This is a genomic window from Aeromonas sp. sia0103 (assembly GCF_963895295.1).
Taxonomy (GTDB): Bacteria; Pseudomonadota; Gammaproteobacteria; order Enterobacterales; family Aeromonadaceae; genus Aeromonas; species Aeromonas encheleia.
On record NZ_CAWQKG010000046.1, the window covers coordinates 1 to 255 of the forward strand.

1 protein-coding gene is annotated in these 255 nt (G+C 56.1%); it reads left to right on the plus strand.

All coding sequences use genetic code 11. The features are described 5' to 3' along the window. The coding region (locus AACW18_RS15880; RefSeq protein WP_218390096.1) for a hypothetical protein at positions 1-255 on the plus strand (255 nt) is incomplete at both ends.

Here is a 255-nt window from a genome sequence, read left to right on the forward strand (position 1 = left end):
GTGACGGCATTGACCTACACAGTCAAGGACGCGGACAACAGCACCACCACGGGTACGCTGACCATCACCTTTGATGACGACATGCCGAGCGCTACCGATGAGGCAGCGCAAAGCGTGGCGGAAGGTACCACCAAACTGGGGACCTTCGACTTTGTACCTGGTGCCGATGGTGCCGGAGTTAGTCATATCAATGGCATTGCACTGACCTTTGGCGGTGATGGTTACTCTCAGGTTGTGGCTGTTGGCAATGGTGTG